Source organism: Streptomyces sp. RFCAC02 (assembly GCF_004193175.1).
Classification (GTDB): domain Bacteria; phylum Actinomycetota; class Actinomycetes; order Streptomycetales; family Streptomycetaceae; genus Streptomyces.
Map to the genome: position 1 here is coordinate 692,941 of NZ_SAUH01000001.1, position 19,817 is coordinate 712,757.

At 74.1% G+C, this 19,817-nt stretch carries 20 protein-coding genes and 1 tRNA gene; 11 read left to right on the forward strand and 10 right to left on the reverse strand.

Annotated elements, in window-relative coordinates; genetic code table 11:
* The first annotated feature begins 92 nt into the window (after nt 1-92).
* Nucleotides 93-1,079 (forward strand): aldo/keto reductase, encoded by a 987-nt coding sequence (locus EMA09_RS03015; RefSeq protein WP_129838621.1) that lies wholly within the window; start codon nt 93-95, stop codon nt 1,077-1,079.
* A complete protein-coding gene (locus tag EMA09_RS03020) occupies nt 1,076-3,061 on the forward strand; it encodes a helix-hairpin-helix domain-containing protein (RefSeq protein ID WP_346655802.1) in 1,986 nt (661 codons plus the stop codon). The genes EMA09_RS03015 and EMA09_RS03020 overlap by 4 nt, the downstream gene beginning before the upstream one ends.
* A gap of 162 nt (nt 3,062-3,223) precedes the next feature.
* On the opposite strand, the gene EMA09_RS03025 is transcribed toward EMA09_RS03020, so the two are convergent.
* Entirely contained in the window at nt 3,224-3,973 is a 750-nt protein-coding gene (locus tag EMA09_RS03025; RefSeq protein WP_129838623.1) for a hypothetical protein, read from the reverse strand.
* A 47-nt stretch (nt 3,974-4,020) separates the two neighbouring features.
* On the opposite strand from EMA09_RS03025, the gene EMA09_RS03030 reads away from it, so the two are divergent.
* Complete coding sequence (locus tag EMA09_RS03030; RefSeq protein WP_077062428.1) at nt 4,021-4,209, forward strand: DUF5703 family protein; 189 nt, start codon at nt 4,021-4,023, stop codon at nt 4,207-4,209.
* Between the two features lie 130 nt (nt 4,210-4,339).
* Here EMA09_RS03030 and EMA09_RS03035 read toward each other — a convergent pair whose 3' ends face one another.
* The 3 genes from EMA09_RS03035 to EMA09_RS03045 form a co-directional block, all read right to left on the reverse strand.
* Entirely contained in the window at nt 4,340-5,125 is a 786-nt protein-coding gene (locus EMA09_RS03035) for a chaplin (RefSeq protein ID WP_129838625.1), read from the reverse strand.
* 143 nt (nt 5,126-5,268) lie between these two features.
* Nucleotides 5,269-5,502 (reverse strand): chaplin, encoded by a 234-nt coding sequence (locus tag EMA09_RS03040; protein WP_129838627.1) that lies wholly within the window; start codon nt 5,500-5,502, stop codon nt 5,269-5,271.
* A gap of 144 nt (nt 5,503-5,646) precedes the next feature.
* Nucleotides 5,647-6,951 carry a M20/M25/M40 family metallo-hydrolase gene (locus tag EMA09_RS03045; protein ID WP_129843799.1) on the reverse strand — a complete coding sequence of 435 codons (1,305 nt, stop codon included), beginning with the start codon at nt 6,949-6,951 and terminating at the stop codon, nt 5,647-5,649.
* 254 nt (nt 6,952-7,205) lie between these two features.
* On the opposite strand from EMA09_RS03045, the gene EMA09_RS03050 reads away from it, so the two are divergent.
* A tRNA-Leu gene (locus EMA09_RS03050) sits at nt 7,206-7,290 on the forward strand.
* Between the two features lie 56 nt (nt 7,291-7,346).
* On the opposite strand, the gene EMA09_RS03055 is transcribed toward EMA09_RS03050, so the two are convergent.
* Genes EMA09_RS03055 through EMA09_RS03065 form a run of 3 tightly spaced genes read right to left on the reverse strand, consistent with a single transcriptional unit; the run spans nt 7,347 to nt 10,008 of the window.
* Nucleotides 7,347-7,841 carry a GerMN domain-containing protein gene (locus EMA09_RS03055; RefSeq protein WP_129838629.1) on the reverse strand — a complete coding sequence of 165 codons (495 nt, stop codon included), beginning with the start codon at nt 7,839-7,841 and terminating at the stop codon, nt 7,347-7,349.
* Entirely contained in the window at nt 7,838-9,328 is a 1,491-nt protein-coding gene (locus tag EMA09_RS03060; protein WP_129838631.1) for a HAMP domain-containing sensor histidine kinase, read from the reverse strand. The genes EMA09_RS03055 and EMA09_RS03060 overlap by 4 nt, the downstream gene beginning before the upstream one ends.
* Nucleotides 9,325-10,008, reverse strand: coding sequence for a response regulator transcription factor (locus EMA09_RS03065; protein WP_129838633.1), 684 nt, complete (start codon nt 10,006-10,008; stop codon nt 9,325-9,327). The genes EMA09_RS03060 and EMA09_RS03065 overlap by 4 nt, the downstream gene beginning before the upstream one ends.
* Nucleotides 10,009-10,260: 252 nt before the next feature.
* On the opposite strand from EMA09_RS03065, the gene EMA09_RS03070 reads away from it, so the two are divergent.
* Complete coding sequence (locus EMA09_RS03070; protein ID WP_129838635.1) at nt 10,261-11,379, forward strand: hypothetical protein; 1,119 nt, start codon at nt 10,261-10,263, stop codon at nt 11,377-11,379.
* On the opposite strand, the gene EMA09_RS03075 is transcribed toward EMA09_RS03070, so the two are convergent.
* Nucleotides 11,348-11,689 (reverse strand): hypothetical protein, encoded by a 342-nt coding sequence (locus tag EMA09_RS03075; protein ID WP_129838637.1) that lies wholly within the window; start codon nt 11,687-11,689, stop codon nt 11,348-11,350. The genes EMA09_RS03070 and EMA09_RS03075 overlap by 32 nt on opposite strands.
* A gap of 300 nt (nt 11,690-11,989) precedes the next feature.
* Between EMA09_RS03075 and EMA09_RS03080 the strand changes: the two genes are divergently transcribed.
* A complete protein-coding gene (locus EMA09_RS03080) occupies nt 11,990-12,670 on the forward strand; it encodes a hypothetical protein (protein ID WP_129838639.1) in 681 nt (226 codons plus the stop codon).
* Nucleotides 12,671-12,702: 32 nt separating this feature from the next.
* Nucleotides 12,703-13,971 carry an MFS transporter gene (locus tag EMA09_RS03085; protein ID WP_129838641.1) on the forward strand — a complete coding sequence of 423 codons (1,269 nt, stop codon included), beginning with the start codon at nt 12,703-12,705 and terminating at the stop codon, nt 13,969-13,971.
* Between the two features lie 9 nt (nt 13,972-13,980).
* On the opposite strand, the gene sigJ is transcribed toward EMA09_RS03085, so the two are convergent.
* Nucleotides 13,981-14,871, reverse strand: a complete 891-nt coding sequence (gene sigJ, locus EMA09_RS03090) for an RNA polymerase sigma factor SigJ (protein WP_129838643.1) — start codon at nt 14,869-14,871, stop codon at nt 13,981-13,983.
* A 140-nt stretch (nt 14,872-15,011) separates the two neighbouring features.
* Here sigJ and EMA09_RS03095 point away from each other — a divergent pair, with 140 nt between their 5' ends.
* From EMA09_RS03095 to EMA09_RS03110, 4 genes are all read left to right on the forward strand, one after another.
* Nucleotides 15,012-16,160, forward strand: a complete 1,149-nt coding sequence (locus tag EMA09_RS03095) for a serine hydrolase domain-containing protein (protein WP_129838645.1) — start codon at nt 15,012-15,014, stop codon at nt 16,158-16,160.
* A gap of 11 nt (nt 16,161-16,171) precedes the next feature.
* On the forward strand, nt 16,172-17,611 hold the full coding sequence (locus tag EMA09_RS03100; RefSeq protein ID WP_129838647.1) for an MFS transporter: 1,440 nt from the start codon (nt 16,172-16,174) through the stop codon (nt 17,609-17,611).
* An 82-nt stretch (nt 17,612-17,693) separates the two neighbouring features.
* A complete protein-coding gene (locus tag EMA09_RS03105; RefSeq protein ID WP_206305887.1) occupies nt 17,694-18,200 on the forward strand; it encodes a carboxymuconolactone decarboxylase family protein in 507 nt (168 codons plus the stop codon).
* Between the two features lie 274 nt (nt 18,201-18,474).
* Complete coding sequence (locus EMA09_RS03110) at nt 18,475-18,723, forward strand: hypothetical protein (RefSeq protein WP_129838649.1); 249 nt, start codon at nt 18,475-18,477, stop codon at nt 18,721-18,723.
* Nucleotides 18,724-19,011: 288 nt separating this feature from the next.
* Here EMA09_RS03110 and EMA09_RS03115 read toward each other — a convergent pair whose 3' ends face one another.
* On the reverse strand, nt 19,012-19,815 hold the full coding sequence (locus EMA09_RS03115) for a hypothetical protein (RefSeq protein ID WP_240796208.1): 804 nt from the start codon (nt 19,813-19,815) through the stop codon (nt 19,012-19,014).
* Nucleotides 19,816-19,817: the final 2 nt, after the last annotated feature.

Here is a 19,817-nt window from a genome sequence, read left to right on the forward strand (position 1 = left end):
GGGTCCTCCCGTCGTCGCACCCACCGCCTACCGGCGGGTAACCATCCGTCCCCGGGGACTGTAGCGCGTCACCGCCGATACCCTCAACGGCCATGGAACTGAGGCACCTGGGACGTACGGGCCTGCGCGTCTCCCGGCTCGGGCTCGGCACGCTCACCTGGGGCAGGGACATCGGGGAGACGGACGCGGCGGAACTGCTGAAGGCGTTCTGGGAGGCGGGCGGCACGCTCGTGGACACCGCCGACGTGTACGGCGACGGCGGCGCCGAGGCCCTGCTGGGGAGGCTCCTCGGCACGCTCGTCGCACGCCGAGACATCGTCCTCGCGACCAAGGCGGGCAGCGTGCCGGACCCGTACCGGCGGTTCGACGGCTCGCGCGGACACCTGCTCGCGGCGCTCGACGCGTCCCTGGAACGGCTCGGGACCGACCACGTCGACCTGTGGCAGATCCACGCCTTCGACCCGACGACACCGCTGGAGGAGACCCTGCAGGCCGCGGACATCGCGGTGAGCAGCGGACGCGCCAGGTACGCCGGGGTGGCCGACTTCAGCGGCTGGCAGCTCGCCAAGGCCGCCACCTGGCAGCTCGCGGCACCCGGCACGCGGACCCGGCTGGCCAGCACGCAGATGGAGTACTCGCTGGTGCAGCGCGGCGTCGAGCGCGAGGTGCTGCCCGCGGCGCTCGACCTCGGCGTCGGGCTGCTGCCGTCGTCGCCGCTCGGCCGCGGGGTGCTGACCGGCAAGTACCGCAACGGGGCGCTGCCGGCCGGCTCCCGGGGGGCGTCCGAGCGGCTGTCGGGCTTCGTCGCGCCCTACCTGGACGAGGCGGCGGCCAGGATCGTGGACGCGGTGACGACGGCGGCGGACGGGCTCGCCGTGACGCCTGCGCAGGTGGCCCTCGTGTGGGTGCGGGACCGGCCCGGGGTGGCCGCCCCGCTGCTCGGGGCGCGGACGGCGCGGCAGCTCGGGGAGGCGTTGTCAGTGGAGGACCTTACGCTTCCGGAAGAGATCAGCCGGGCGCTGGACGACGTGTCGGCCCCGGTGCACCACTACCCCGACCAGGACTGGAGCACGTTGTGACCGCCGAGCACGACACGCCGCCCGCCCCGGCCGCCGACGCGTCCCCCACCGCCGTCCCCGACGCCCCGGCCCCGGCCGGGGACGACGCGGCGGCCCTGCTGCGGGCGGCCGTGAAGGCGGTGGAGAGCGGCGAGCGGTCCGCCGCCTCGTTCTTCACCGCTCCGCCGGCGCCCCGGCCCCCCGCCGCGCCCGCGGCGGAGCGGGGCGGGGCCGCGCGGCGTCCGGCCCCAGAGGGGGAACGGGCGGCCGCCCCCGTGCCCGTGCCGGAGGGCCTGCCGGCGCTGCTCACGGCCGGCGGCGCCCCCGCGGCACTGGCCGGCCCGCTGGCCGCCGCGCTCGGCGAGGGCGCGGACGAGGCGCTGCGCGCCGACCCGTGGCAGTTGCTCGCCGTCCCCGGCGTGCGCCCCGAGCAGGCCGACGGCTTCGCGCGCGCCGTACTCGGCGAGGCCGCCGGTCCCGGCGACGAGCGGCGCACCAGGGCGCTGGCCGTCCGGCTGCTGGAGCGCGCCGCGCGCTCGGGCCACACGGCCGTCGCCGCCGACACGGTGGCGCGGGACCTGGCCGGGCACGGGGTGCCCGATCCGGAGGAGGCCGTGCGCGACGCGGTCGAGTCCGGCGCGGTGCTCGTCTTCCGGGACACCGAGCGCGATGCGGCGGCCGGCGGGGACGGGGGTGAGGGCGATGAGGCGCCGGTGCGGCTGCTCCTCGGTCTCGACCGGTACGCCCTGGCCGAGGAGAGCCTCGCGGACGGCCTGGCCCGGCTCCGCGGCACGTTCGCCGCGCCCGCCGGCGAGGCGGCGGCCGCCTGGGAGTCGGCCGCGGCGGAGGCGCCGTCCCCCTCGGCCCGTGAGCTGCTCGGCGCCGTCGCCGCCCACGCCCTCGTGGCGCACACCGGCGGCGACGCCGCCCGCGCCGAACCGGCCGCGCTCGTCGCGGCGGCGCGCGCGCAGGGCCTCCGGGCCTGCGCGGCGGCGCACTGCGCGGACGGCCGCCGCCGTTTCGCGGCCCTCCTGCCGGACGGCGCGGCGGAGGCCGCCGTGACGGTGGCGGGGCTGCTGGCCGGCGAGGAGGGGCCCGAGCGGGACGCGGAGGGCCTCCTGCCCCTCGACGTACTCGTGGTGCTCGACGCCGTGGCCCTGTCGGCCGAGGCGGCGGCGTCACTGGTCGAGGCGCTGCCGGACGGCGCGCGGCTCGTCCTCAGCGGGGACCCGGCGCTGCTCGGGTCGGCGGGGCCGGGGCAGGTGCTGGCCGATGTGCTGGCCGCCGGCGCCGCGCCGCACGTGGCGTCCCGCACCCCCGACCCGGGGCCCGTGGGCGAGCTGGTGTCGGGCGTCGGCGTCGGTGAGCTGGCGAAGCCCGACGCCCCGGGGAACGAGGTCGTCATCGTCCCGGTGCGCGACCCGGGGGAGGCGGTGCACCGGACCGTCCAGCTCGTGACCGACTCGATCCCCCGGGCGTTCGGAGTGACCGCCGGGGACGTCCGGGTCATCACCCCGGGACACGGCGGCCCGGTCGGCACCCGCGTGCTGAACGCCGCCCTCAAGGAACGCCTGAACCCCGGCCCCGGCCGGTTCGCCGGCTTCGACCCCGGCGACCGCGTGGCCCACTCCCCCGCCCCCGGGCGCACGCGGACCGCGACCGTGGCGGACGCCGACGCGGACGGGCTGTGGCTGGAGGACGAGGAGGGCAGGTTCCCGGTGGCGCGGGACCGCGTGGGCGAGACCGTCCGGCACGGCTGGGCGCTCACCGCGCACCAGGCCGCGGGCAGCCGCTGGCCGGCGGCCGTGGTCGTCCTGCCCGGGGACGCGGACGGGCTCGTCGACCGGTCCTGGGTCTACACCGCGTTCGGCCGGGGCGAGCGCCACCTGTCGATCGTGCAGGGGAGCGGTCCGGGGCTCGCCGCCGCCGTCGCCGGGCCGCCCGCCGCGCCCCGGACGACGCGGCTGCGCGCCCTGCTCCGCGAGCAGGCGGCGGCCTCCTGACCCGGCGTCCGTCCGGCGGCTCGTCGCGCTGCCGCGCCACACGCCTACGGCCGGGTGGGAGCCGCGGTCCGACGCCGCGAGCCCGACCCGACCCGCCGGACCGCCCCGCGCGGCACCGGTGACGGCGCAGGCCCCCGCCCGGTGGGGCGGGGGCCTGCGGGATCAGTCGCGGTCGTCCGGGTCGTCGACGTCGTCGTCCGGCCCGTGTCCCGGTCCTTCGGGATCGATGTCGTCGCCGGCGCCGTCCCCGTCGTCCTCCAGGTCGTCGCCCTCGTCCTCGAACGCCTCGCTGATGTCGAAGCGGCAGATGACGCGTTCGGGGTCGACGGCGTCGAACGGCGCGGCCAGCCACTCCCCCGGTTCGGACGGCTCGTCACCGGCCGTCACCCAGAGCGTCGCGTCGCCCTCCTCCAGGCCGAACTCCTGGTGCCGGCCCGCGATCTCGTCCGGGTCGTACTCGCCGAACAGGACACCGAGCGCCGCCTGGACGCCCCGGCCGCCGGGCTCGTCCGGGTCGGGCGCGGCCACCAGGCTGCTGTCCGGGTCGAGGTCGGCGACGCGCTGTGCCTGCGCGAGGAGCCGCCGCGGCTCGACGAGGGTGTAGTCGCGCCGGATGAACACGCTGAGCGTCTCCGGCTCGTCCGGGCCGTCGTAGGGCGCGGACCCATCGGTGTCGGGGACCTCGAAGGGGGTCACCTCGTCGTAGACGTCGTACAGCAGCTCGTCGTACGCCTCGCCCGCGGCGGCCATCTCGTTGAACGCGGCGAACACGGCGGCGGCCTCCGCGTCGGTGCCGCCACCGGGGGCGGCGGCCCGGCGTTCCACGGCGGCGAGGTGCCGGTCGATCGCCGCCTTCAGGGCGTCGGCGGCGGCACGGACTTCGGCAGCGGTCGGCTGCACAGCATCAGACATGGTGCAGACGGTATCCGCATCCCGGCCATGAGCGCACAATGGATTCGATGCCGGAATACGAGTTTCGCGATGTGTATGTACCACGGGGTGTCTCCCGTGCCGCCGCCACCCGCCTGCTGACCGACCACGCCGAGTACGGTCACTGGGAGCTGGCCCGACTCCGCCTGTACCCGGACGGGAGCCGCCGCGTGCGGCTGCGCCGCAGAATCATCCGCCAGCTCCGGGCCACCTGGTGACACACCGGTGACCGTGGGACGCCGCACGGCCGCCACGGCCCGCGTCCTCGCACAGCACAGCGGCGAGTGCCCCCGTATGTGACGGAGGGCACTCGCCGCGGGCGTGGCCGGCGCGGGCCGTACCGCTGGGTCAGCCGCGGCTCGCGACGCGGGAGCGCCGGTAGAGCAGCGCGCCACCGAGCACCAGGCCGGCCCCCATCGACACCGCCGCGGTCATGGGAACGCCGCTGCCGGTCTCGGCCAGCTCGCCCTCGGGCGTGCTGGCGACCGGCTCGGCCTCCGGGCCGCTGTCACCGGCCGGCGCGGGACCCTCGGGCTCCACCGGGCCGTTGGGCTTCTCCGGGCTGTTCGGCTCCTCCGGGCTCTCCGGCTCCTCGGGGCTGTTCGGCTCCTCCGGGCTCTCGGGCTCCTCCGGGTTGCCGGGCTCCTCGGGGCTCTCGGGCTCCTCCGGGTTGCCGGGCTCCTCCGGGCGGTGCTCGCCGCCGCTCCCGCAGTCGTTGCCGAAGGCCGGGTTCAGGACGCCGACGACATCGATGGTGTTGCCGCAGGCGTTGACCGGGACGTCGACCGGGACCTGCACGTTGTTGCCGGACGCGACGCCGGGCGAGTCGGCCGCGACGCCGTCCGCGTCGGCGCCACCATCGCCGTGGTCACCGCCGTGGCCGTGGTCGCCGCCACCGCTCGTGCAGTTGTTGCCGAACGCCGGGTTCAGGACGCCGACGACGTTGACCGTGTTGCCGCAGATGTTGACCGGGACGTCGACCGGGACCTGCACGTTGTTGCCGGACGCGACGCCGGGCGAGTTGGCCGCGACGCCGTCGGCGTCGGAGTCCGCGAACGCCGCGCCGCCGGAGAGCGCGAAGGCGCCGCCGAAGGCGGCGACGGTGAGCAGGCCCTTCTTCGTGACCTGTCGCATGGTGGTGTTCCCCTGCCTTGTGCTGGTGGGTCGCGGGGTGGGGGCGAGGGCGGCCCGCGACCGCCGACAAGCGGGCGGCCCCGGACACACGCAGCGCGTTCCGGGGCCGCCGGCTCAAGCCCTCATGAAGTGGGGGTGTGCCGTCACTTGGCGACGCAGGTGTTGCCGAACGCCGGGTTCAGCAGACCGATGATGTCGATCGTGTTGCCGCAGACGTTGATCGGCACGTGGACCGGCACCTGGATGTTGTTGCCGGAAACGACGCCGGGGGAGTTCACAGCCGCACCCGCGGCGGTGGACTCGGCGGCGGCGATGCCGGCGCCCGCCATCATCAGGCCACCCGCGGCAGCCGCGACGGCGACGACCTTCTTGATCATTGTTCCTCCTAGTGACAAGTGCGGCCCCAGCCGGGGACTGCACTGGTCGTAACGAGGAGGCGCGATCATGGGCACGAAGGGCAGGGGACTTTCACCCGACCGGGTGGGCATTGAACACGCGCACGACCGCCCGGCCGGTAGACGTCAACACTGGTCGATGAAACGGTCCAGCACCCGGGCGCCGAACTTCAGTCCGTCAACGGGCACCCGCTCGTCCACGCCGTGGAACATTCCCGCGAAGTCCAGGTCCGGGGGGAGCTGGAGCGGCGCGAAGCCGAAGTTCCTGATGCCGAGCCGCGAGAACGACTTGGCGTCCGTGCCGCCGGACAGCATGTAGGGGACGGCGTGCGCGATGGGGTCCTCCGCGCGCAGCGCCGACTGCATCGCCGCCACGAGCGGTCCGTCGAACGACGTCTCCACCGCGCGGTCGTGGTGCACGTCCTCGCGCCGCACGCGCGGGCCGAGGATCCGGTCGAGGTCGGCGAGGAACTCCTCCTCGAAACCCGGCAGGTAGCGCCCGTCCACGTGCGCCGTGGCCTGGCCGGGGATGACGTTCACCTTGTAGCCGGCGCCGAGCTGCGTGGGGGCCGCCGTGTTGCTCAGGGTCGCACCGATGAGCTTGGCGATGCCGCCGAGCCGCGCGAGGGTCTCGTCCATGTTCTCGGGGTCAAGCTCGACGCCGAGGGCGTCGGACAGCTCGTCGAGGAACGAGCGCACGGTCTTCGTGACGCGCACCGGGAAGCGGTGCCGGCCGAGGCGGGCGACGGCCTCGCACAGCTCGGTGATGGCGTTGTCGCTGTTGGTCATCGAGCCGTGCCCGGCCGTCCCATCGACGGTCAGGCGCATCCAGTGGATGCCCTTCTCGGCGGTCTCGATCAGGTAGAGGCGCAGGTTCTCGTTGACGGTGAAGGAGAAGCCGCCGACCTCGCTGATGGCCTCGCTGACGCCCTCGAACAGCTCCGGGTGGTGGTCCACCAGGTAGCGGGCGCCGTGCACGCCGCCCGCCTCCTCGTCGGCGAGGAACGCGACGACGATGTCGCGCGGCGGCTTGCGCCCGCTGCGCATGCGGTCGCGGACGACCGCGAGGGTCATCGCGTCCATGTCCTTCATGTCGACGGCGCCGCGCCCCCAGACGCAGCCGTCGGCGATCTCGCCGGAGAACGGGTGGTGGGTCCAGTCGTCGGCGTTGGCCGGGACGACATCGGTGTGCCCGTGGATGAGCAGCGCGGGCCGGGAGGGGTCCTCGCCCTCGATCCGCGCGACGGTGGAGGCGCGGCCGGGGTGCGACTCGAAGATCCTCGGTTCGAGGCCGACCTCGGCGAGCTGCTCGGCGACGAACTCGGCGGCGGCGCGTTCACCGGGTCCCGAGTGGTCGCCGAAGTTGCTGGTGTCGATGCGGATGAGGTCGCGGCACAGGTCGACGACCTCGGCCTCCCCGCGTTCGCTGATCCGGGAGTCGTCCGGTGCCGGGGGTGTGGGGCTTGACGGGCTCACGTTGGCCTCCTGGTGCGCTGGTTCCCACCCATCCTAGGAGCGCCCCCGAGCCCCCGGAACGCCTGTTCGGCCCCGGAAACCACAGCTCAGCGGCGCCCGGCCACGGCTCCCGCCCCGCGGCGTGGGACGGCTCACGACCGTCCGCGGTGAAAGGCACCCCAGGATCTTGGTAGGGTGTGTCATACCGCCGGGCAGCCGGTGGACCACTCGTCCGGGTGGCGGAATGGCAGACGCGCTAGCTTGAGGTGCTAGTGCCCGTTTAAGGGCGTGGGGGTTCAAGTCCCCCCTCGGACACACAGAGCAGTCGATGTCGTTGAAGCCCCTGTTCCGGGGAGATCCGGAGCAGGGGCTCAGTGCTGTTCGGTGGGGGCGCACTGTGCCGGGGGCAGTGAGGTGTCGCTGCCGGTGAGGGTCACGTGCGTGCGGGCGTCGCCGGTGGCGTACGCGGCTGTGCACACGATCTGCTGCACTGCCGTCTCCCCCAGGCCCTCCATCGGGAGCGTCACCCGGATCTCCAGTGTCTCCCCGGCCGACGACGCCGAGAACCGCAGCCCGACGCCGGGTGGCAGGTCGGTGGCGAGGCCGGCCGCGCGATCGTCCTCCCCGGGTCCCGAGAAGAGCGCGGCGACGGCCTTCTCCGGTGCGGACGGCGTGCCCGCCGGCCTCGGTACGGGTGTCAGGCGGCCGTCCGGTGCGACGAAGAACAGCAGCCACTGTCCGGCGGCGGGGCGCGGGGTGCCGGGGCCGCCCGCGTCGACGGTGCCGGTCTGCCGTATCCCGCAGCCGGTGAGCAGGAGGGCGGCGGCGGCCGTGGCGAGCGCGGCGCGCGGCAGTGGGCGTCTCACCGGGGTGTCTCCGTCTCCTCGCCCGTGGCCGGGCCGGGTGGTGCGAGCGGCAGCTCCAGTGTCAGGACGGCCCCGGACCCTGGCCTGTTCCCGGCCTTGATGGTGCCGCCGTGCAGCCGGGCGTTCTCCAGGGCGATGGCGAGGCCGAGGCCGCCGCCCGCCGGGCGGGTTCGGGCCGAGGAGCCTTTGAAGAAGCGGTCGAAGATGTGCGGCAGCACGTCCGGGGGGATGCCGGGGCCGCTGTCGGCGACCTCGATGGCGAGGCAGGGCACCCCGTCGTCGCGGGTGAGGGGGCGCAGCCGCACGGTGACCGGTGGGCTGCCGTGCCGGAGGGCGTTCCCGATCAGGTTGGCGAGCATGATGTCGAGGCGCCGGGGGTCGAGCCGCGCCCGGACGCCGGCGGGGAGATCGGTCACGATCAGCGCCGGGTCGGTCCAGTGGCGGCCGGTGAGGGTACGGCGGACGGTCCGCGCGACGTCGACCTCGTCGGTGATCAGCTCGGCGGCGCGGGCGTCGAACCGGGAGATCTCCATCAGGTCCTCGACGAGGACGGCCAGCCTGCCGGTCTCCACGCTGATCAGCCGCAGCGCGGCGGCACTGTCGGGGGTGAGGTGCGCCGCGTCCTCGTCGAGGACCTCGGTGACCGCGAGCATCCCGGCGAGCGGGGTGCGCAGCTCGTGCGAGACGTCGGAGGCGAAGCGGCGCGCGCGTTCCTCGGCCCGCCGCAGGTCGTCGACGGACCGCTTCAAGGCGGCGGCCGACTCGTTGAAGGCGTGGGTGAGGTCGGCGAGTTCGTCGTTGCCCTTGACGCGGACGCGGGTGTCGAGGCGGCCCCCGGCCATGCGGCGCGCGGCCCGGCGCAGTTCCCCGACGGGCCGCAGCACGCTGCGTGCGGCGAACAGCGCGGGCACCAGTGCGACGGCGAGTCCGGGGATCGCGCCGTCGCGCGCGGCGGTGACCATGGCGCGGACCGTCGTCTCCTCGTCGGTCAGCGGCATCACGGCGTACAGCACGAGACCGGTGGGCAGGGGGTCGCCGGCCGCGTCCCGGGCTTCGAAGGCGATGGGCATGGCCATGACCAGCCAGGGGGCGCCGGCCGTGGCCACGCGCCGGTAGGTGGTGCGGGTGGCGGCAAAGGCCGTGCGGCGCAGTTCCGCGTCGATCAGGCCGGGCGCCGGGTCGGGGCCGGAGGCGAGCCACAGCGACCCGTAGCCGGCGTACGTCGTCCAGGGGTGCGGCCTGCCCTGGCGTGCGAGTCGACGCAGCGCGTCCTCCAGCGAAACGCGGTCGACGGGCAGCAGCGTGCCGATGCCGGCGACCCGTTCGCGGAAGGTCGAGACGGCGGTGTCCTGGGCCTGGTCGAGGATGGCGTCGCGGGCCTCCCGGTAGACGAGGCTCGCGGTGCTGCCCGCGCTGATCGCCGCGACGACCAGGAAGGCGAGGACCAGGCGGGTACGCAGGCCGATCCGGGTTCTGAAGCGGGTCACAGCGGCCCGAAGCGGTAGCCGAAGCCGCGCACGGTCTGTATGTAGCGCGGGCCGGCCGGCGGGTCCTCCAGCCTGCCGCGCAGCCTGCGCACGCACGCGTCCACCAGCCGGGTGTCGCCGTGATGGCTGTACTCCCAGACGTCTTCGAGGAGTTGCTCGCGGCTGAAGACCTGCTCGGGGGCCGCCGACAGGTGCAGGAGGAGTCTGAGTTCGGAGGGGGCGAGTGCCAGGCGCGTCCCGTGCCTGCTGACGGTCAGCGCGGTGCGGTCGATGGCGAGACCGCCGTGGATCTCGACGGGGGATGGCGCCGCCGCCGGCTGCTCGACACGGCGCAGCACGGCGCGGATGCGGGCGTCGATCACCTCGGCGCGGGCGGGTTTGACGATGTAGTCGTCGGCTCCCGTCTCCAGGCCGACGACGATGTCGAAGTCGTCCCCGCGGGCGGTGAGCATGATGATCGGGAGCCGGCTGCTCCCGCGCACCTGCCGGCACACCCGCACGCCGTTCGTGTCCGGGAGCATCAGGTCGAGCAGCAGCAGGTCGGGCCGGAACTCGTCCAGGGCGGTGAGGCCCGCTTCCCCGGTGGCGGCGGTGCGCATCTCGTGACCGCGCCGGCGCAGGCCGATCGCGATGCCCTCGCGCGCGGAGGGGTCGTCTTCGATGAGGAGGACGCGTGGCATGCGGGGAGTCTCGCATCCGCCCGGGTGGGCGCGGCGCGGGAGGCCGACGGCGGCGCCGGTGAGCGGCCTTCATGACCGTGCCGGGCGGGGTGTGTGACGGGACGACGACCGTTCCTGTGCAACGTCCGTCACATGGCCGCGGGACGGTTTTCCGATGCGGGAAGCGGCCTAGAGTCCTGGCCGTGCCCGGGTGCGGCGCGCGGTCCGCGCCTCCCGTGCACGTCCCATGCGCACCGATGGAAGGACTCCCCCATGCCTGGAACAACAGCCCGCCGCGGTCGCCTCGGCAGACGGACCGTCACCGTGGGGCTGGTGGCCGGCGCGTTCGCGCTCGGCGTCGTCTCCTCCCCCGCGTCCGCCGCCCCCCGGTGGCAGGAGGTGACCCCCGACCTGGCGGACACCCTCCTGTACGAGGTCGAGAGCGGCCGGGGAGCCACCTGGGCGGTCGGGATCGAGGCGTCGGACTGGACGCCCGTCGCCCTGCGGTGGACCGGGCGGGGCTGGGCCGACACGTCACCGCTCGGGTCCGGCAGCCTGAGCGGCATCGCGCCGGGTCCGGGCGGCGAGGCGTGGGCCGTGGGGACGTCCGGCGCCGACGAGCCGGTCGCCCAGCACTGGGACGGCACGGCGTGGCAGTCGGTCGGCCTGCCGCTGCCGGACGGGATGCGCGGTGGCCTGTACTCGGTCGCCGTCTCCCCCGAGGGCACCGTGTGGGTGGGCGGCGGTGCCTTCCCCGCTCCGGACGATCCGAGCGGCGTGCGGGAGCAACTGCTGCTGAGCAGGGGCACGGACGGGACCTGGACCCGGGTGGCCGTCCCGGCCGACGGGTCGGTCGGCTCCACGATCAGTATCCTCGCTGTGGCGGACGACGACGTGTACGTGCTCGGCTCCGAGGGCTTCGCCCACTTCGACGGAACGTCCTGGACCCGGCAGCGGCTCCCGGCCGGCCTCGCCGACCGCAAGGTCGTCCTCTACGACATCGAGCGGCGCGGCGACGGCGAGCTGTGGGCCGTCGGGCACGTCGAGGACGACGCCCTGTGGCGGCGCCCGGTGGTGCTGCGTTTCGACGGCCGGGCGTGGAACGAGGTGCCCGTGCCCGAGGAGACCGCCGAGCTGCACGGCATCACCTTCGACCGGAACGGGCGTCCGGTGATCGTGGGCCAGACGATCGACCTGGCGGTGGACCCCGCCGCGAGCTACCTGCTGACGACGGACCGCCACGGGCGCCTCGTGCGCAGGCAGTCGCCGGCCGGCGCGGGGATGCTGGAGAGCGCTGACACGGACGACGCGGGCAGGGTCTGGGTGGCCGGAGCCGCCGACAACGTGGCCGACCCCTCGGTCACAGCTCCTTACGCGGCCGTGCGGGACTGAGCGGCAGCGGGCGGCCGTCGTCGCCCAGCGGCTGAGTGCGCTGCCCTCCGTCCCGGAAGGTCACGGCCGTGCCGGACGCGGTGTACTGGGTGTGCGTCCTGATCTCCTCCCTCCAGTACGTGGTGGCCACGTCCGGTGCCGCGCAGAGGTGGACGGCGCGGACGGCGTGCGCCCCTGCCGCCTGCGCCTTCCGCGCCATGTCGGCCAGCGCCTCCTCGACGCTCGGTCCGTGCCCCCACACCATCCAGTACTGCCAGGCGGGACGCCCGTCGGGGTTCTCGGCGGTGCTGAGCGGGATCGCATGGGACATGACGCAAGGATGACGAACGGGCGCCCCCGGGGACAGCCCCCGGACGGACAGGTCCTTCCGGTGGGGCGCCCGTCCGACATTGCCGGGGTGCGGAAGGGAAGACCGCGTGGACGGTGCCGGTTGCCCGTGTCGACGTGTCGATTCCGGCTGGGAGAGACTGCTGCGACACGGGACCGGTACGAAAGGGCGGGTGATGGCGGTGGCGGGAGTGCACGCGGTTCGGGGACGGACGGGACGCCGCTGCCGCCGGGGGCGAACCGGCCCGGACGCCGCTCCCCCGGCACGGTACGGCTGGCGGGCGTGCTGCTGATCGTCCTGTCCCTGGTCCCCGCGGCCGCCTGCTTCGGCACGTTCGCCACGTGGCTGCCCTCCTCCGTGGACAGGTACGAGGACTACGGGGCGGCCGAACCGTGTCCGGCGGGGGTGGCGACGCGGGCGCGGGAGGAGTGCGTCCGCACGGTCACCTTCGTCGTCGAGGACACGGAGGTGCGGAAGTCGGGGCAGAACAGCACGTTCGAGGCGACGGTGAGCGGCACGCCGTTCTGGGACGGTGTCGTGGCGTTCGGCGACCCCGGTCCGCTGCTGGAACGGCTGGGGCCGGGGGACGACGTCACGGGTACGGTGTGGCGCGGCGATGTCATGACGCTCAGCAGGGACGGTGTCCGGCAGAGCACCTCGGACGAGCCTCGCGACGACTTCCAGATGACGGCCGCCATCGGCACGTTCGCCGGTCTCCTCGCGGTCCTGCTGTTCGCGTTCGGCACGGTGCGGGTGGCGAACCCCCGCTCGTACGAGCCCTTCGTGTGGCGGCCCGTGGGGCTCTGGCTGATCATCACCATGGGGATCGCGAGCTTCGCGTTCGGGTTCGCCGCCCTGCTGCTCGGCGTTCCGTGGGGATGGGTGCCGCCCGTCAGCGTGGCGGTCGTACTGGGCGTGGCCCGGCTGATCCACCGGCGCACGCGGCCGGCCGGGGCGCGTTGACGCCGGCGCGCGCCCCCGGTTAAGAGTTGCGGATGCCGATACGCCGCGCGCCGGAGTGGAGTGCCCATGACGCGGGCCGGACCGTGGCGCGGGACGGCGCCTCCTGGGCGATACCGGTGGCCCTCGCCATCGACGCCGTCGGCACCGGCCTCTGCCTCCCGCTGTCGATGGTGTACTTCCTCGCCGTCACCGATCTGTCGGAGGCGCGCGTCGGTCTGCTGATGACCTCCGCCGCAGCCTGTTCGCTGCTGCTGCCGCTGCTTGTCGGACGGACCGTCGACCGCGTCGGCCCGCGTCCGGTGGTGATCGCGGGGCAACTACTGCAGGCCGTCGGGTTCTTCCTCTATCTCGGGGTGTCGGGCCCCGCGTCGCTGTTCACGGCGGCGCTGGTCGAGGCGGCGGGCGTGCGCGTGTACTGGTCGTCGGTCTTCGCGCTGATCGCCGAGCGGGCGGAGGGGGACGCGAAGGACGAGTGGTTCGCGCGGGCGGGCATGATCCGGGCGGCCGGTACGGGCGCGGGCACGGTGCTCGCGGGCCTGCTGCTCGCGCTCGCGTCGGAGCACGCGTACCAGGGGATGGTGCTGGCGGACGCGTTCTCCTTCGTCGTCGCGGCGGCGACGGTCGCGCTGTTCGTGCGCGGCGGGCGGCGGACGGTGGGGGCGCGTGCGGACGGGGTCCCGCGGGGAGTGCGGCACCTGCTGGCCGACCGGCCGTACCTGGCGCTGATCGGTGTGAACGTCCTCTTCACCGTGTGCACGGTCTTCCTCGCCGTCGCGGTGCCGGTCTACGTCGTCCGTGGGCTGCACGCGCCGGGCTGGGCGGTCGGGGCCTTCCTCACGGTCACCACCGCCGCCGTCGCCACGGGTACGGCCGAGGTGACCCGCCGCGTCCGCCGGCGCACCTCGCGCGGAGGCGCGATGGCGTGGGCCGGCCGGCTGTGGGCGGCCTGGTGCGTGGCCGCCGCCGTGGCCGTGCTGCTGCCGCGCGGGCCGCTGCTCGTCGGCTACCTGACGCTCGTGATGCTGCTGTGGGCGGTGGCGGAGATGCTGCACGGCCCCGCCTCGAACGCGCTCTCGGCCGAGGCCGCTCCGGAGGGGCTGCGCGGCACGTACCTGGCGGCGTTCCAGTACTCGTTCGCGACGGCCGACATGGTGACGCCGGTACTGTTCGGCGCGCTGTACGGCGTGAGCCGCGGGCTGCCGTGGCTCGCCGTCGGCGCTCTGGCGCTGGCGGCGAGCATGGTGATCCGCCCGCTGGAGCGCCGCCTGACGGGCGGCCGGGGGCGGGCGGGACACGGCTGAGCGTGGCGGTCAGAGCGCCGGGTCGGTGAGGTCGAGGGCGGCCAGCCGGTCGGGGTCGGACAGGATGTCGATGGCCGCGATCCGCTCGTCGGTGACGGTGAAACTCATGATCGAGAAGAGTTCGCCGCCGACGGTGTTGACGAGCCCCGCGCAGCCGTTGACCAGCACGGGACGGGCCGTCGCGATGGTGGCCATCCGCCGGAAGGTCGCGAGCTGGCCGGCCACGGCGGGGATGCCCCGGAGCACCCGCATGCCGCCGGGCAGCGTCCGCCCGCTGTCGGCGCGCAGGACGACGTCGGGGTCGAGGATCGCGACCAGGCCGTCGAGGTCGCCGCCGCGCGCGGCCGTCAGGAACGCGTCGACCACGCGGCGCTGGGCGACCGGGTCCGGGTCCGGCGAGGGCGCCGCGCCCCGGACGCGGCGGCGCGCGCGGCTGGCGAGCTTCCTGGCCGCGACCGGTGTGCGGTCGACGATCGGCGCGATCTCCTCGAACGGCATGCCGAACAGGTCGTGCAGGACGAACGCCAGCCGTTCGGCCGGGGTCAGCGACTCCAGCACGACCAGCAGCGCGAGGCCCACCGAGTCGGCGATCAGCGCCCGGTTCTCGGGTCCCTGCTCGGCCGGCTCGCCGACGACCGGGTCCGGCAGGCGGCTCTCCAGCGGGTCCTCGCGGCGCAGCCGGCGTGAGCGCAGCATGTCCAGGCAGACGCGGCCGACGACCGTGGTCAGCCAGCCGCCGAGGCCGTCGATGCCGTCGGCCTCGGAGCGCGCCAGTCTCAGCCACGCCTCCTGGACGGCGTCGTCGGCGTCGGTCAGGGAACCGAGCATCCGGTAGGCCACCGCGCGCAGATGCGGCCGGTGCTCCTCGAACCGCCGGGCCAGGAAGTCGGTCTCGTTCATGGTCGCCCCTCATGTCGGTCTCACACGGATGACGGACGCGGACGCCCCGATGTGACCGCGAGGGCCGGTCACATTCCCGTCCGCCCGTCCGTCAGGCCGTCGAACACACGCAGTGGCACGACGATCGGAGCGGCAGAACGATGAGCGGGACAGAGATCCACGGGACGGTGGCCGACGGGTTCGAGGCGGTGCGCGACGAGTTCGCCGCCGTGGTGGCACGGGACGGGGGTGCGTCCGGCGCGCAGGTGGCGGCGTACGTGCGCGGCCGCCGGGTGGTCGACCTGTGGGCCGGGGACGGGGTGGCCGGTGACACGCTGACCGGCGTCTACTCGTCGACGAAGGGCGCGGCGGCCCTGGTGGTGGCGCTGCTGGTGCAGGACGGGGCGCTGGACCTGGACGTGCCGGTCGCCCGCGTGTGGCCGGAGTTCGCCGCGGCGGGCAAGGGCGGGATCACCCTGCGGGACGTGCTCACCCACCGTTCCGGGGTGATCGGGGTCGACGGCGGGCTGACCGCGGACGAACTCGCCGACGACCGGGTGATCGCCCGGCGGCTGGCCGGGCAGCGGCCGTACTGGCGGCCCGGCTCCGCCCACGGCTACAGCGCGTTCGTGGCGTTCGCGATCGTGAGCGAGGTGGTCCGCCGGGTCACCGGCCGCCTGCTCCGGGAGCAGTTCGAGGAGCGGGTGCGCGCGCCGTACGGCCTCGACGTGCATCTCGGGCTGCCCGAGGAGGCGGAGCACCGGTACCGGGACGTGCTGCCGGGCCTGGCCGATCCGGCGGAACTCGCCGCGTTCCTGGCGAACGTCCCGGGGCCGCGCAGCATCACGGGCATCGGGTACGGCCTCGACTCGACGCCGCCGCTCGACCAGGTCGCGTTCGCCAACACGCGACGGGTGCGCGCCCTCGGCCCGGCGTCCGCCGGAGGTGTGGGCAGCGCAAGGGGACTGGCCGGGATGTACGCGGCCGCGGTCTCCGGCCTGGACGGGCGGGCTCCGCTGCTGGAACCGGACACCGTCGGCGCGTTCGCGACGCTCCATTCGACCGGCAGTGACCTCGTCACCGGCGACCGGGGCCAGTACGCCCTGGGCTTCCAGGCCAAGGGACTGCACTACCCGTTCCTCGGCGCGGACGCCTTCGGCCACAACGGCTCGGCCGGCTCGGAATCCTTCGCCGACCCCGGCAGCGGCATCGCCTTCGGCTACACCCGCCGCCGTTTCTCCCCCACCTGGTCCTATCCCGAACACGACCGGCTGGCCGCCGCGGTCCACCGCGCCGCCACGGCCCGCTGAGGAGTCCCGACATGACCTCGTACGACGACACGACATCCCCGGCCCGCGCCGGTACCGGCAACCGCGGCCCGGCGCTGCTGGTCATCGCCGCGGCGCAACTCCTGATCGTGATGGACGGCACCATCGTGACCGTCGGCCTGCCCCTCATCGGCACGGGGCTCGACATCGCCGCGGCGGACCTCGACTGGGTCCTCACCTCCTACGCCCTGGCGTTCGGCGGCATGCTGCTGGCCGGCGGCAGGGCGGGCGACGTCTTCGGCCGCCGCAGGCTCTTCCGCGCCGGACTCGTGGTGTTCCTCCTCGCGTCCCTGCTGGGCGGGGTGGCGCAGAGCGGCGGCATGCTGATCGCGGCGCGCGTGCTGCAGGGCGTGGGCGGCGCGATCGTCGCACCGGCGGCGCTGTCACTGCTCGCCGACACCTTCCCCGCCGGTCCGCAGCGGAACAAGGCGCTCGGCGTCTACGGCGCGATGGGCGGCCTCGGCGCGGTGGTCGGGCTCCTGCTGGGCGGCGTGCTCACGCAGTACCTCGGCTGGCGGTGGATCATGTTCGTCAACGTCCCGTTCGCCCTGCTGGTGCTGCTCGGCACGTCCGCCGTGGTCCCCGGTGCCCGCAGGCGCGGCGGGATCGACCTGCCCGGTGCCGTCAGCGCGACGCTCGCCCTCGGCTCACTGGTCTACGCGATCAACCGGGCCGGCTCCGACGGCATCGGCGACACGCCGACCCTCGTCTCCGGCGGGGCGGCCCTGGTCCTGGGCGTGGCGTTCATCGTCATCCAGCGCCGCGTCGGTGATCCGATGCTCCCGGCCGGCGTGCTGGCCGACCGCGCGCGGCTCGGCGCGAACCTGGTGATGCTGCTGATGGGCGCGGGCCAGCTCGCCACGTTCTACTTCCTCACCCTCTACATGCAGTCGGTCAAGGACTACTCCCCCGTGGTCACGGGGCTCGCCTACCTGCCGTTCGCCATCGGCATCGGCATCGGCTCCGGCGTGGTCGGCCCGCGGCTCCAGGTCCGGGCCTCCGCGCGCGGTGCCCTGGCGATCGGGATGACGGTCGCCGGCGCGGCGATGGTCTGGTTCAGCATGCTGACGCCCGGCCAGAACGCCCTGGTCACACTGCTGCCGGCCCAACTCGTCGGCGGCATCGGTCTCGGCATCGGCTTCGTCGTGGCGACGATCAGCGGCGTGCAGGGCGTCGACCCGGAGGACGCGGGCGTCGCCTCCGGGCTCATCAACACGAGCCAGCAGATCGGCGGCGCGCTGGGCCTCGCCGTCCTGGCGGGCATCGCGGTCGACGCCACCGCGGACCAGCCCGCCGGGACGGCGATCGCGGACGCGCTCACCGAGGGCTACACCACCGGCCTGCTCGGGGCGGGCGCGTTCTACGCGGCGGCCGTCGTCGTCGCGGTGACGCTCCTGCGGCCACGGGCCGGGACAGCGAGCACCCGCGTCTGAGCCGCGTTCGGCGGTCACATCGGCCGCGCGCGGAACGTCAGAGCAGTGACACACCAACAGAACCGAGAGGAACGACCCCACCATGACCGAGACCACGACCACCGAGCCGCAGCCCCTCCAGTCACGCCTGCCGAACCCGGCCGTGCTCGTCCCCGAACTGGGGGAGATCGGCGGCGCCCTGTTCCGGGCCACGGGGAACGGCTCGGTCCCGGCGGCCACCATCAGCCTCGTGCAGCTCCGCGCCGGGCAGATCGTCGGGAACACCTACCTCACCGTCCTGCACACGGGGAACCTCCGCAGGGCGGGGGGGTCGGAGGAGCGCATCACGGCCGTGGCGTCCTGGCGCAACGCGCCGTGCTTCTCCCCCGCCGAGCGGGCGGCGCTGGCCCTGGCGGAGGCCGTGTTCACGCCCAGCCCGCACGGTGAGCGCGTCCCCGACGAGCTGTACGCCCAGGCGTCGGCCCACTACGACGACAAGGCCCTCGCCACGCTCGTCATGGCGCTGAGCCAGATCGGTTTCTTCATCCCGCTGGCCCTCGTCGGGAAGCCGCTGCCCGGCGTCTCGCCGGCGGAGCAGTGGCGGAACTGACGGCGGGTGAACGGACCGTGGGCGCCCCGGTGGTCGTACGACCGCCGGGGCGCCCGCGCTTGTGCGGAGCCGGGAAAATGTACCGCGAAAGTCCGACATACGGCTCATGACGGTGACCGAAAGGAATAATTTTTCGTATTGCCTCCCGAAAGGTTGAACCCTTCGTCCGGCCGGTGCGTAGAACCGGTGGAAGAGGACATCGACCGGCGTCACTCGCCCCGAATTCGCCCGGTCGGCGTGCCCTTTCGACCAGAGCCCGGACGGAAGGAAAAACATGAGCAAGCTCGGAACGAGGGTGGCCGCCGTCGCGGCCGGTCTCGCCATGTGTGCCGGTGTTTCCGTGGCCACGGCGGCATCGGCCTCCGCCGCACCGCGCGGCTTCACGTACGCCGGCTGCATCACGGCCGGGAACATCCTCGCCCAGCAGGGGAAGCTGACCGGCTACACGTGCGTCCGCCAGGCGGACGGGAGCTACTACCTCGTGGTGTCACGTACGGGTTCCATCATCTGGCCCGCCCAGTAGGAATCCCCCCGGCCGGGCGACCGACCACCCGGCCGGGGCAGCGCCAGGCTGCTGGCGCGGCATATAACAGGCCACTATCTCCTCCACACCTGGTAAGGACGGAATTTCCTTCCCGTCCGAACCATTCCCGTGGCCACGGCGAAATCGGCTTCCACCCTCACCACGCGCATACACGTGCGCCGGGCGCATTACGGCCGGGAACATCCCGGCGTAGCGAGAAAAGCTGACCGGATTCAACAGAACGTGCGCGCCCCGGGGCGGCATGCCCCGGGGCGCTCAGGCGCCACGCTAAGACCATCGCAAGCCACGGAAGGCGGCCCACGCTTCCGTGGCTTCCGCCATGGCTCCGAGCCAGGGTTGACCGGGGTTGCGGAGAGCCCGGTGGCGGTTCATGCGGGCATAGGCGATGACGAAGGCGTCGATGGCTGCGGGATCGGCCTCCGTCCAGGCCGGGCAGTCCGCCGCCAAGGCTTCCGCTTCGTCAGGCGTGTGACCGGCGGCGATGAGCTGGTGTACCAGCATGGCCGGATCGATGAATGCCGCTCCGCGCGTGGGCCAGGACCAGTCCACGACCCACGCACGTCCCTCGCCGATCAGCAGGTTGCCGGGATTGACGTCCGCGTGGAGAAGAGCGTCCCCCCGGAACAGTTCCGGCGCGCCCTCATCGGCCCACCAATCCCAGCGTGTCTCCTGCCAGTCCCGGGCAACGTCCGGCAGTTCCAGCACACCGATGCGGTTGACCAGCTCCGTGATGACCGGGAGGTCGTCCGATCCCGGACGGAAATCGGTTCGTCGTCCTTCCACGCGCTCGAACCCGTAGACGATCCAGTCCCCGTTCTCGCCGGACCACAGGAGGGCAGGCGCCAGGGAACGGACGCATGGGTTGATCGCACGTTCCCGGAGCATCTGGTCCCGTCGCCCACCGGGCCGGTTCCGCATGGCTTTGACGAAGAACCGGCCGGCATCGGCGGTGACCACGGCCGTGAGGTCCGTGAAGCCGCCGCGACCGATCGGCTCGACACTGGTGACGTTGCCCGTGAAGGCGCTGATCAGTTCGCACAACACGGGATCGGTACTGGCGCTGTCTTTCACTC